We start from the raw sequence: 12,580 nt of genomic DNA on the forward strand, positions 1-12,580 counted from the left end.
AAGTTTTTTTTGAAAATTTAATCGTTTTTTTATAAAACTGTATTCTTTTACCGGTATTACACATAAAAAAAGAAGCCAATGTTATACAACACTAGCTCCTTCTTTATTATTTATTTAAACATTGAATTAAATAAGAACTGCGCATATTGTTCACGTGTTACTTTCATGTTCGGAGCGAAGTTACCCTTTCCATCTCCTACTGAAATACCATTTGAACCTACTGCATTAATCGCATTTTCTGCCCAATGTCCCTTTGGTACATCTTTAAATGTTGCTGTTCCTTGTACTTGTAATCCAAATGCTCTTGTAAGAACTTGCGCCATTTCTGCACGTGTTAACGTAGCTTTTGGTCTGAAGTTTCCATTCTCGTCACCTGTAAAGATACCTAATTCTGTTACTGCTAACACTTCAAAAGGAAACATCGTTGAGTTATCATCAACAATATCATTATATGGGCTTTCTAATACCTCATCTTCACCAAATTCTTCATCAAGATCTAGTGCGCGATAAATTAAAGCGGCTACTTGTTCACGATTTACGTTATGTCCAAAACCGAACACACCATTTCCGTAACCAAGCATAATTTCATGTTCTGCTAAAGTTTGAATTGCTTTATAAGACCAATGTCCTGCTGGTACATCTTTAAAGATAACTGGACTTGCTTGTTGTGGCTTTGCAGCTAATTCAGCTTTTGCTGTATTCCCCTCAGCACTAAATGCTACTCCACCCATAATTGTTAAAGCTGTTGCTACTTTTAAAATTTTTTTCTTCAAAGTATTCTCTCCCTAAAAACATATTTTTTTCTAATATAAAGAATTAACGAAAGCGTAACAATACAATTCCCATGTGATTTTTGTCTAATTTATGAACTATATTTCATATACTTTTATTTACACTCTATTAATAATAAAGTTACTAAATCGTATATTTAAGCAAGAAAAAGTTACTTTATTCAATCTCTTCTTATCCACTAAATTCCAACAAATAAATTATGAACAGAAAATCGATATACTTATAAATAATATAAAACAAGAAAAAAGCGTGGGATTTCCGCGCTTTTTTCTTGTTTTATATTATATTGATATATTTTAAATGTCCTTATATTTTAACTTTTATTCATAATCTTCATCTTTTACAGGAAAATAAAAAACAGCTTTATTTAAAAACGTTGCATATTGCTCACGTGTTACAACTGTATTCGGTTCAAATTTCCCATTTCCTGTTCCTACTATGACATGATTAGACTGCAGTGCACTAATCGCATTTTTTGCCCAATGATTATTTGGTACATCTTTAAATGTATGGTTTTTCTTTACCTCAAATGTAAATGCCTTCGTAAGAATTTGCGCCATTTCTGCACGTGTCACAGGTGCGGCTGGTCTAAAGTTTCCTTTTTCATCACCTTCAAAAATACCATGCTTTGTTAATACTAAAATTTCATCTAAAAACATTGTTTCCCTCTCAGAAATATCTTTGTATGGATTTTTTAAAGGTCCTTCTTTTTTCAAATTCAATGTACGATAGAGTACTGCTGCTACTTGTTCTCGTGTTACATTATCTCCTACACCAAACTTACCATTTCCATAGCCTAACATTACTTTATTGTATACTACGTCCATTATATCGTCATATGCCCAGTGGTTTACTGGAACATCATCAAAAACAATCATTTCTGGATATTCTTCTGCTTTTACGTTTGGAACATTTGTACTTACAAACAAGCCGCCCATAATAGTTACCGTTGCCATTATACGTAACATGTTCTTCTTCATTGCCCTCTCCCCTTTATCTCCATTTGAAAAAACGGAAAATAATAGACTGCAATCCTTTCCAATATTACATATGTTGCCTTCGCACCCATTATGCAATATATTACATTTAAAAAATCTATTATTGTGAAAATCACTACTAAAGGAGAGCCAATTCGCTCTCAATTTCAATTTTTATACCGAATTGTACGCAAATCATTTCCCTTTCCTATGGTCATTTAAAGGTGTTTCTATACATTAAATATTCTACTTTCTAAAAAAGAAATCCTTCACATTTTAAAAGTTCATTTTCTAGACAAAAAACGCAAATATATGTTGTTACTCCTTATATATCGACGTTTCGACAAAGAATATCCACTGGACTACAACATACGAAAATAAGAACCTATCTATTAATAAAAGCCCATAATGAGCGAAGGATGTCTCCTCTACAAATTATGAGCTTTCTCTTTATCTATTCCATTTTCCCTGGAGAATTATCAATTGATCGTTGTAAAAACTTCGCAAATTGCCCGCGTGTAACGAGCATTTCAGGCTCGAACTTGCCATTTCCCGTTCCTACCGCTACATTATTAGACTGTAATGCGCTAATTGCATCTCTTGCCCAATGGTTTTCTGGTATATCTGTAAATGTATGTGGACTCTTTGTTTTCAACTCATATGCTTTCGTTAAAATTTGTGCTAATTCTGCACGAGTCAGTGTATCTTTCGGACGGAAATTTCCATTTTCATCTCCTTTAAAAATACCAATATTCGTTAAATGTAAAATTTCGTAAGGAAACATTGTCGATTTCCCACTAATATCTCCATATGGATTTTCATTAAACACACTACGCTTTAAATGAAGTGCACGATGTAATACTGCCGCCGCCTGTTCGCGTGTTATATTATCTTCTGTCCCAAGCTTACCATTTCCATACCCATACATAATGCGATGATATACTAAATTCGTAATTTCATCATATGCCCAATGACCTGTTGTTACATCATCAAACTCTATCATAATATTAGGACCAGATTTTTCGATAACATCTGTATTTGCAGACACGCCATTTGCACCTACAAATATTCCTCCCATTAAAGTTAACGATGTCGCTACCTTTACTAGCTTTTTCATCTCTCTCATCTACCTTTTCCTTTATTTTCCTATCTTTTATATTGTACAAAAAATAAAAAAATTCCCAATAGAATACACCTAATTATTTACAATTAAGAATACAAACTTTCTTTTACCGCTATTTTTTCGTCCTTTGTTTTTCGAAAAGTAAATGCCATTCCTACAAATATAAGAACAATCCCTACTACTTGCATACTAGTTGGTCTAAATCCTGTAAACACTGTATCTAATAGGATTGCAACCGCAGGATCTAAAAACACCAATACAGAAATTAATCTCGTCGATAAACCTCTTAAACTGTCAAAAAATAAGTAATATACAAATCCCGTATGTATAAGTCCTGTCGCTGTGATCATCATCCAGTTCATCTCTGTTAACCCTTGAAACTTGCCAAAATCTACGAATGGTAGCAATAAAAATATACCTAAAAATGTTTGTAAAAAGGTCATTGCATATGCGCTCGTATGCTGAATTCCTTTTCCTAATAAAGTAGTAAAAGCATAAAATAAAGCTGCAAGAAGTGCCCATACCATTCCAGACGACATCAGTTTTTCGAGCGATAGACTTCCATCTATTCCAGCTACTAAAACGGTACCGATAAAACAAATGACAATGGACATAACCGCAAACACTGTAAGCCTTTCTTTAAATACAATACTACCAATCATTAATACGATAATGGGTGCAAGATGATAAACTGAAATCGCAATTGTAATCGACATCACTTCAAACGCTTTAAATAAAAATACCCAGTTAAAAACGAGAAATACACCGCATGCTAATATTTGCATTACTTCTTTTTTATTCCATTTCTCACTTTTATACTGTCCTGTTACGAGCCAACATAATGCTAAAAATATAGTCGCACAAATGCAACGAACGAATACTAATTCAAAAGACGGTAAACCTGTTTGAACAGAAAAAAATCCAATTGATCCGAAAATAGACATCGAAAGGATCATTTTTATAGCCGGCATTGATTTTTTATTGAACACCCTTTCTCTCCTCCTATAACCTACCTTTTACAAACGAAAAATCTCCAAAACATCACGTATTATTATATATTAGAATTGGAAAATTGTAAAAAATTAGAATATACAAAATAGTACCCGCACAAAATTCCCATAAAAAAATCATCCTTTTTTACATAGGATGATCTTTTTATTCATTGAGAAGAATTTTTCTATATTAAAACTTAAATATACTACTACTTTTGAAGAGTAAATTGGGCAACTATTTGTTTTAATCCTCCGGCTGCATTATGCATATGTTCAATTGAAACCGAGATCTCTTGAACAGATTTTTCTTGCTGTTGAATAGACTCTTTTACCCTATCAGTTCGGTCAGATGATCTTTGGGAAATTTGAGCCATGTCTTCTGCAGAAGCCGAAATCTCTTCACTACTCGCTGCAATTTCATCTGTAGACATAGATACCGTTTGAATTTGCTCAGATACTTGCTGTACTTTTTCTGTAATTTTTCCAAATACTTTTTCTGTATGCATTACTACTTGTGTACCTGCCTGTACCTCATTATCTACTTTCCCCATCATATGTACCGTATGGTTCGTTGTTCCCATAACTTGAGTAATAAGCTTCTCAATTTGTTTTGCAGAATCACTAGATTGTTCTGCTAATTTTCTTACTTCATCTGCCACAATTGCAAATCCTCTACCACTTTCCCCAGCACGTGCAGCCTCAATTGCGGCGTTTAATGCTAATAAGTTAATCTGAGAGGTAATACCTTGCATAACATCAATGATTTTAACAATTTCTTCTGATTGTTCTTTCATAGTCTCTACTTGTTTCACACCGCTATGTACTGAATTTTGGATTGTATCCATCTGTTGAATCATTTGTTTCATTAATTTGTTACCACTCTCTGCATCTAATGCTGATTGAGCAGACAATTCATTTACAGAGGATGATGTATTCACTATGCTCTGCATTCCTTGTGTCAACTCTTCCATCGCACCCGCAGTTTGCTCCATTGCTTGCATTTGACTCTCTGCGCCATTTGCAACTTCTTCAATATCTATAGTGATTTTCTTCGCTGCACCACTAGATACTTCCGATGCAGATACTACTCCGTCTGCATGTTGGAATAAAAGCTGAATATTATTCTCTATTTCTTGCATATTCGTTCTTAGCCCTGCAATCATTTCGTTAAAATCACTTACTAATACACCTAATTCATCTTTAGCATTATACTCACCATGTACAGTTAAATCTCCTTCTTTTGCTCTTTCCATCATACGACTAACCGTTTGTAAAGGAGCAACTATAAGCTTGCTAATAATATAGCTTACTATACATATAATGATTGTAGTAACTACTACAAGAATGATAAAAGTAATAACGGACCGATCTATCATTTTTTGAGAATCTTTAAATACTTGGTCAGCTAAATTTGAAACATACGCTTCTAGATCTACGGCATAACTAGCTAACTCTACTCCCTTCGGTTTTAATTCCTTATGAAATTCGTTTACCATTTGAGATTCATTTGTTCCCTTCGCTTTGTCAAACAACTTCTTATATGTCTCCATATAACTTGGCAAAGATTTCTTCATCTTCTGAAACAGTTCATCCTCTTGCTTACTTAAATTGAAGCCATCATCATATTCTTTTAATAAAGAATCATATTTTTCAAGATCCTTTTCAATATTACCAATAATCCCCTCTTTATTTGTCCCCTCATTTGGTGACGCTGTAATTAATTCTAGTAAGTTATACTCTAGTGAATTTTGTGTACGAAGCATTCCTTCTAATAAAACTACAGAATGTTGATAATCATCTACTACAACCTCTGTATCATGCTTAATCTTGTTAATAGAATTAATTGCTACGCAGCTCATAATTACCATGCTCAATACTGCTAATGAAATAAGCGATAATAATTTATATTTCACTTTTAAATTTTTTAAAAAATACATTTTTTCACCTTTATTCCTTTATATATAGATTTTTAGAATTTTATAGCTTATTATTTACAAAATCACAATAAAAAGCAATGATAAATATTCCCAATACCAAACTTATATTTCTATAAAAAAGAAGTAGCATAATCGCTACTTCTTGTTTTTTTGTTTCTCATATTGTTCAAACGTATGAATTCTTTCGAAAATCGGTGGATGTGTGTATAAGAAAAATTTTACTAACGCAGGTGGATTCACTTGGCTTAAGCTTGTTTTTGATAAATATTGAAACGTTCTCACACCAGATTTTCCATCTTTCGTCATATTTAAAGCATATTGATCTGCCGCTCGTTCTTCTATTCGTGAAACGTAGTTTGTTGCTGGTTGTGATGCAAAAGAGAGTACAGAAGAAATTAAGAAAAATAAAGGTAAAATTGAAAAACATGCTACTTTTGAAATTTGCAGCGTACCTCCCCATTTTCGAATACACATATTTATAATACGGCTAATGAGATACATCCCTATAAACGATAGCAACATATAACTCGCTACGCCCCAATATATATGTTTCATAACATAATGTCCCATTTCATGGGCCATTATAAATAAAATCTCTTTATCTTTTAATTGCTTAAGCGTTGTATCCCACATTACAATACGGGCGTTAGGGCCAATTCCTGTTACATATGCATTTAACGCATTCGTTTTTTCCGACATATTTACTTCATATACATGTTTAGCTGGAATATCAGCTTTATCTGCTATCGCTAAAATTTTCGTTTCTAATTCTTTATTTTGCAGCGTCGAGAAGTCGTTATACAGTGGGTCAATAACGACAGGCTGTATGAATGTTAAAAAGATTGTAAATGGAACAGAGAGTGCCCATCCTGCTAGCCACCATCTCTTCGGAAATTTACGGATAAGCCATAGAAGAACGGCAACTACAATTAACATCGTCGCATAACTTTCCCAAAAACCGATAACGTGATCTTTTATCCAGCTTTGTGTACTTTGCGTTGAAATGCCATAATCAACGGACACTTTTCGGCTAATCCATTGCATCGGCAGGGCAAGAACTGTTGTGAGTAGTGATAAATAAAAGAAATAAATCGCAACTTGCAGGACACTTATTTTCGTCGTTTCCTTCGACCATTTCTCAAACTTTCTTGAAACACCGAGCACAAGTACAAATAATAAAATAATCCATTCAAGAGGCGTCGCTAAAAAGTACAGTAAATTTTTCACGCGCGAATAATCTTGGCTTAGCGTAAGCTCTCTTGCATTCATAAACGTTTCTGGATCTGCACTCGTTCCTTTATACATGTCCGGAATAAGTTCATGATTCCATCCAAATAAATACCAATATATAAGCAATGCAAACCCAACGTACAAAAAAAGCGACCACCCAATAACCTTCCTCACGCTATTCCCTCCTCTATGCTGCCTGTCTATTATTATTGTAAGTTCGTACATGCTAAATTAGAACAAGCTTATTACGCGAATTGCTCGAGAGCCTTCTAGTTATATAAAAAAACTCTTCTACAAAAAGAAGAGTTTTACCTACCTTTAGACACTTTCTTCGGTTCATAATCTGGGATAAGAAATATACTTACAACCCAACATATGAAACCAGCGCCTTTTATATAGCGTATATATTCATAGTCCTGAAAAAATAACGTCGTTACAATAAGCGTAAAAAATCCAATTAAAACTAGTACGTATCCTATTTGCTTCTTACATAACATAACGTGCCCCCTTAAGGAAGTACATCCATCAATAGACTAAAATCTTGTAAAGAAAAAGAACTATATTTCATAATACCTTGTACAGCTAAAAGTAAAATTAGACCGGTCACACACATATAATTAATGCTTTCTTCACTCTTTTTTTCAGCAACTATTCCGCCGCTTATACATAATATTCCTAACAAATGGAGTGCTAAATACATAAAGAAATAAGCTTCCTCCCAGCGAAGAATAACATTGACTGTCGTTATCAGCACAATACTAAGCAAAATCAAATAAAAAAACTTATTTGATGATATTGTTTCATTCATATAATTTTATACATCCCTTTCAATTGCCTTATTCATCTCATTTATCCCGCTATTTGCGGGCAGTAAAACTCCCACATCAAAATTCAGTTGGAGCAAAGAAGTTAGGTCAGAGTCGAGCTGTCCGTAAACGCCAGATTGATGATGGCTAATTATAGTTTCACTTTATCCCCCACTACATCTGAAAAACTCTTTTCTTGCTCTACATATATAGCTGGCATTTCTTTACTCCAATATTTGCGGTTAACAAATAAAAAGATGAGTACTAAGTTTAATCCCGTTATAAAAATAATTAGTCCTGGAAAGAACGTCGTATAATTTGAGAAATCTGCAAAACTCATTATCTCTTCTTTATTTATTAGAAAAGAAGCACCGATTACAAATGCATTGTTTAACATGTGAATAGCAATTGGCATGAGTAAACTATTCGTACGAATATATACGATCGATAGTACAACGCTAAATACAACTGCGCCTAGGAAATCAACATGTAGCAACGCAAACAACATCGCTACTACAATGATCGCTATACTCGTTCCCCATTTTGCTGCAAAGCGTTGCAGTAAAAATCCGCGAAAAACAAATTCACCAATAATTGGTGCGATGAATACGACCATAATAACTTGATATACATAGCCCCCTGTACTATCTATAATCGGTTCACGTAATGCGTTCATAATAAATTCCGGTGTAATCCACGCAAAGCTATACATGTACAAAATAAGATACCCGTAACTAAATACGCATAACATAATCGCAATGTATAAAACTTGCACCAGGTTAAATGTTTCATTTTTATTAACAAATAATGAAAAGGAAACACGGTGTTTTCTATACTCATAAAAAATCCATGTAATCGGAAGGATGTAGAATATAAGAATATTTATAAAAGCAGAATTTTGCATATGAAATGTATTTTCTATCAATTCATTACTGACTCTTGCAACTAAAGTTAATAGTGCAAATACAATTAAAAAATATCTAGCTCGCATCGTTTGAAACGGATTCACACTCTTCTCCTCCCCTATGTTACTTTTATCATATCATTTGATTCTTAATTTTTTGCGAAAGAAAACCTTAAAATTTCCTTAAAAATTCCATAAGTTACAGAAAGATGATATGATATTCGAGGAAATTAGGAGGGATTTTTATGTATGAAGCAAATATTTTGCTCGTTGATGATGAAACAGCAATTTTACAATTACTAACTACCATTCTTGAAAAAGAAGGTTTTTCTCATATTACAACTGCAACATCCGCTGAAATAGCTTTATCTCTCACCGAGCAAAACGATTACGATTTAATTATTTTAGATGTCATGCTTCCTGGACAATCTGGTTTTGATATTTGTCCAATCATTCGCCAAAAAACCGATTGTCCTATTTTCTTCCTCACAGCCAAAACATCTGATTTAGATAAAATATCTGGATTTTCACACGGTGCAGATGATTATATTACGAAGCCATTTAATCCACTTGAAGTAGTCGCTCGTATGAAAGCACAACTCCGAAGACATATGAAACAAGCAGTACCACACGAACAAAAAGCAAACTTCAGTTCATTTGGTAGATTTGAAATTGATCGATATTCCGCAGAGCTTACAGTAGGTGGACATGTTGTCGAATGTTCCGCCCAGCTATTTCAGCTACTACTCTTCTTTTGCGAGAATCCGAACTACGTATTTTCGAAAGAAGAAATATACGAAAAAGTTTGGGGAGCACCTGCCTATAATGGCGATGATAATACCGTTATGGTTCACATTCGAAAACTACGTGAAAAAATTGAACAAGACCCAAGTAAACCAGAATATATAAAAACCGTTCGAGGACTTGGCTATAAGTTCATTACAAAGTAGGGTGACGATATGAATTTTAATAAACGACTTATTATCCAGTTTATCATGCAACACGTATTTGTTTTAGTTACATTACTGCTTGCTGTAGTAGCTGCTTTCACTTATTTAATTTTCCTTGTTACTAGTACTTCATACGAACCGAATATTCCAGATGCTGATAATTTTATGATTTCAAAATATATCTCTTCAGAAGATGGCGATATTTCGTTAAAAGCTGAAGTAAAAGACTTAATTAAAGAAAAAAATGATTGGATTCAAGTTGTAGCGGAAAACGGAAAAGTTCTCTATCACTTTAATACGCCGATTGACGTACCGACATCTTATACGAAAACATCTTTATTCTCGTATATACAGAATCATATAGAAAGCCCTTATACATTTACATATTGGGAAATTGAACTAGAAGAAAAGAACGTACTTGTTATATACGGCGGTATGTTAAAAAGCAATGTATTACTGAAAACAATCCAGAAAGAGCACCCGTCTGTATCTACGGATTCGTTCACATTAACAGAAGAAGAAAAACAGTTACTTTCTAAAGAAAAAGCAGCACTTCAAATCTTTAATAGTGATGGCGAAGAAGTATTCTCCTATCCAGCTGGAAAGAAAAAAACGTTTTCTGCCATACAAGCTGCTCTTAGCGAAAAGGAACCGTGGAATCATAAAGAAAACACGTCTAGCTTTTACGAAACAAATAGCAATCATCTTCTTGTTGTAACTGCCAAAAATGAGTACTACTATCCAGATGATGAAATAGACGATGTATTTACTAAAAAGTTTCTAATCGGATGCGGATTAATCCTTCTTATCGTATTTGTTTATTTAGTCATTCTTTCTATTTGGTACGGTAATAAATTTGGAAAACCGTTACTCCATGCGATGCGCTGGCTTAAAAACATCGCTGGTGGAAAGTACGAAGAACCTGTTAGTAAAAAAGGGAAACCTGTCAGGTTCCGGCGATCTGGGAAAGAAAAATGGTCATTCCGCTTATTTAGTGATGTAACAAATTCACTAGAGCATCTTTCTATTACACTCAAAAAAAATGATGCAATGAGGCAAGTACTGCAGCAAACACGTGAAGAATGGATTACCGGTCTAACGCACGATTTAAAAACACCACTTAGTTCTATATATGGCTACGCATTATTACTAGAATCACAGCAGTACAACTGGACTGATCGCGACATTCAACAATTCGGCAGCGTTATGAAAGAGAAATCTCAATATATGACGACATTAATCGATGACTTAAGCTTAACGTATCAATTAAAAAATAACAGTCTTCCTGCGCAGCACGTAAACATTGAAATGAATCAATTCGTCCAAAAAGTATTATTACAATTTATTAATAATCCGACACTTCAAAATCAAAATATTGAATTCGTACCGAGCTCAAATAAAATTCAATATTTCATTGAAGAAAAATGGTTCCAGCGTATTATCGAAAACTTACTCGTAAACGCTGTAAAACATAATAATGAAACGACAAATGTGAGCGTAAAACTTTCCCAAAACGCTACTTCATTTACACTCTCTATTTCAGATAATGGAAAAGGAATGGATGACAAAACGAAAGAACTTCTATTTGAGCGATATTACAGAGGAACAAATACAGAAGAAAGCAACATCGGAACGGGGCTTGGCCTCGCCATTACGAAACAGCTCGTTCATGCTCATAACGGAACGATTTCTATTGATAGCGAACTTGGAAAAGGAACAACGATTATACTTGTGTTCCCGTTTCATTCGTAGAAAAGACGCTATGTGGCGTCTTTTTTTTGGCGGAGTTCAGAGGTAAGTGAAATTATATCGGTGATTTTTCAAATATATCGGAGCAACTCAAAATATATCCGCGGTTTTCAAGATATATCGACTTACCGACAAAAATCATCAAATATAGCAACCTATATGAAAAAAAGCGAACCACTCAGTGGCTCGCTTTTCTTTCTATTATTTCTTCTTCACCGGTATCCAAAGTTCAATTTGAGCGAACTCACTTTTATCTGCATGGGAACGCTCATCGTATAGTTCAAATTCATTAACGCCGCAATGTTCGTATCCTGAATGCGGGAACCATTCTGAAAATACCGCATTCCACGTTTGGTGGATAGACGATACCATTTCGTCATGAGGAACTTTCGGCGTTGTAAATACAGCATATGTCGCTGCTGGGAAAGTACGCTTCGCAACTCCATTTGGTACATTTTCAAATCCTGTAACTTCCATTCCAATTATATAAGTGAAGTCCCCTGTTTCTAAATTAAAATCAGTACATAATCCAAGCTCTACCCATTGGCTCGTATCTTTACGATTCGGAATTGTCGTTCCAAGATCTTTCTGTAAATATTCTTGCCAAAATGCTGGGATGTCTTGATGGTTTTTCCCTTCTTTACTTGTCGTCTTCAGCTCATAACCCGCCACTAAAAATTCTGGTTTATTTACAATACGATATTCCATTTGTATGCCTCCTAAATACGGATTTAATTTTCTTTGCTTTACATTCACGCTGTAATACATCGGTGTTTCAATTTCTTGTTTTCGATATTCACTCGGTGTCATTTGAAATATTTTTTTAAAGGCTCTCGTGAACGTTTCATGAGATTGAAAGCCATGCTCAAATGCAATATCAATAACTTTTTCATCCGTATGAGAAAGTTGATAAGCTGCCCGAGCTAACCTCCTCTTTCGAACATACTCCATTACTGTATCACCTACTAACGCCTGAAATACACGATGAAAATGCGACTCAGAAAAACCTGCAATACGCGCTAAATTACGCAGCGTCTGTTTTTCCATTACATCTTCTTCAATATAATCAATTGACCTTTGAATTTGTGTCTCATAGCTTTCCATCTCTGTTCACCCGCCT

The 12,580-nt window shown here is 34.2% G+C and carries 12 protein-coding genes and 1 pseudogene; 2 read left to right on the top strand and 11 right to left on the bottom strand.

Annotated features, from left to right (window positions below):
* Positions 1–110: 110 nt before the first annotated feature.
* From ILS93_RS14880 to ILS93_RS14920, 10 genes and pseudogenes are all read right to left on the bottom strand, one after another.
* A complete protein-coding gene (locus ILS93_RS14880; RefSeq protein WP_064476847.1) occupies positions 111–773 on the bottom strand; it encodes an S-layer homology domain-containing protein in 663 nt (220 codons plus the stop codon).
* Positions 774–1,112: 339 nt separating this feature from the next.
* A complete protein-coding gene (locus ILS93_RS14885; protein WP_222660778.1) occupies positions 1,113–1,772 on the bottom strand; it encodes an S-layer homology domain-containing protein in 660 nt (219 codons plus the stop codon).
* Between the two features lie 451 nt (positions 1,773–2,223).
* Positions 2,224–2,895, bottom strand: coding sequence for an S-layer homology domain-containing protein (locus tag ILS93_RS14890; RefSeq protein ID WP_222660780.1), 672 nt, complete (start codon positions 2,893–2,895; stop codon positions 2,224–2,226).
* Positions 2,896–2,978: 83 nt separating this feature from the next.
* On the bottom strand, positions 2,979–3,881 hold the full coding sequence (locus ILS93_RS14895; RefSeq protein WP_064476850.1) for a DMT family transporter: 903 nt from the start codon (positions 3,879–3,881) through the stop codon (positions 2,979–2,981).
* Between the two features lie 212 nt (positions 3,882–4,093).
* Positions 4,094–5,047, bottom strand: coding sequence for a methyl-accepting chemotaxis protein (locus ILS93_RS29195; RefSeq protein ID WP_412678090.1), 954 nt, complete (start codon positions 5,045–5,047; stop codon positions 4,094–4,096).
* Positions 5,042–5,821, bottom strand: a pseudogene (locus ILS93_RS29200) (MCP four helix bundle domain-containing protein); the annotation flags it as partial. The pseudogene ILS93_RS29200 and the gene ILS93_RS29195, both read right to left, overlap by 6 nt.
* Before the next feature lie 135 nt (positions 5,822–5,956).
* Complete coding sequence (locus ILS93_RS14905) at positions 5,957–7,225, bottom strand: M48 family metallopeptidase (RefSeq protein ID WP_064476852.1); 1,269 nt, start codon at positions 7,223–7,225, stop codon at positions 5,957–5,959.
* A gap of 134 nt (positions 7,226–7,359) precedes the next feature.
* A complete protein-coding gene (locus ILS93_RS14910; protein ID WP_064476853.1) occupies positions 7,360–7,548 on the bottom strand; it encodes a hypothetical protein in 189 nt (62 codons plus the stop codon).
* An 11-nt stretch (positions 7,549–7,559) separates the two neighbouring features.
* On the bottom strand, positions 7,560–7,859 hold the full coding sequence (locus tag ILS93_RS14915) for a hypothetical protein (protein ID WP_064476854.1): 300 nt from the start codon (positions 7,857–7,859) through the stop codon (positions 7,560–7,562).
* Between the two features lie 149 nt (positions 7,860–8,008).
* The gene (locus tag ILS93_RS14920) at positions 8,009–8,866 is read right to left on the bottom strand and encodes a CPBP family intramembrane glutamic endopeptidase (RefSeq protein ID WP_064476855.1); all 858 of its coding nucleotides are present in this window, start codon (positions 8,864–8,866) and stop codon (positions 8,009–8,011) included.
* A 140-nt stretch (positions 8,867–9,006) separates the two neighbouring features.
* On the opposite strand from ILS93_RS14920, the gene ILS93_RS14925 reads away from it, so the two are divergent.
* Both ILS93_RS14925 and ILS93_RS14930 read left to right on the top strand, forming a co-directional pair.
* Positions 9,007–9,711, top strand: coding sequence for a response regulator transcription factor (locus ILS93_RS14925; protein ID WP_149173347.1), 705 nt, complete (start codon positions 9,007–9,009; stop codon positions 9,709–9,711).
* 9 nt (positions 9,712–9,720) lie between these two features.
* Complete coding sequence (locus tag ILS93_RS14930; RefSeq protein ID WP_098111241.1) at positions 9,721–11,463, top strand: sensor histidine kinase; 1,743 nt, start codon at positions 9,721–9,723, stop codon at positions 11,461–11,463.
* Between the two features lie 198 nt (positions 11,464–11,661).
* Here ILS93_RS14930 and ILS93_RS14935 read toward each other — a convergent pair whose 3' ends face one another.
* Positions 11,662–12,564 carry an AraC family transcriptional regulator gene (locus tag ILS93_RS14935; RefSeq protein WP_088047854.1) on the bottom strand — a complete coding sequence of 301 codons (903 nt, stop codon included), beginning with the start codon at positions 12,562–12,564 and terminating at the stop codon, positions 11,662–11,664.
* Between the last annotated feature and the right edge of the window lie 16 nt (positions 12,565–12,580).

The organism is Bacillus sp. 16GRE42 (genome assembly GCF_019837435.1).
Taxonomy (GTDB): Bacteria; Bacillota; Bacilli; order Bacillales; family Bacillaceae_G; genus Bacillus_A; species Bacillus_A wiedmannii.

Coding starts and splice junctions, on each gene's coding strand:
- ILS93_RS14885 (WP_222660778.1), bottom strand. CDS start 1,772: ATGAAGAAGAACATGTTACGTATAATGGCAACGGTAACTATTATGGGC.
- ILS93_RS14890 (WP_222660780.1), bottom strand. CDS start 2,895: ATGAGAGAGATGAAAAAGCTAGTAAAGGTAGCGACATCGTTAACTTTA.
- ILS93_RS29195 (WP_412678090.1), bottom strand. CDS start 5,047: ATGATTGCAGGGCTAAGAACGAATATGCAAGAAATAGAGAATAATATT.
- ILS93_RS14910 (WP_064476853.1), bottom strand. CDS start 7,548: ATGTTATGTAAGAAGCAAATAGGATACGTACTAGTTTTAATTGGATTT.
- ILS93_RS14915 (WP_064476854.1), bottom strand. CDS start 7,859: ATGAATGAAACAATATCATCAAATAAGTTTTTTTATTTGATTTTGCTT.
- ILS93_RS14925 (WP_149173347.1), top strand. CDS start 9,007: ATGTATGAAGCAAATATTTTGCTCGTTGATGATGAAACAGCAATTTTA.
- ILS93_RS14930 (WP_098111241.1), top strand. CDS start 9,721: ATGAATTTTAATAAACGACTTATTATCCAGTTTATCATGCAACACGTA.
- ILS93_RS14935 (WP_088047854.1), bottom strand. CDS start 12,564: ATGGAAAGCTATGAGACACAAATTCAAAGGTCAATTGATTATATTGAA.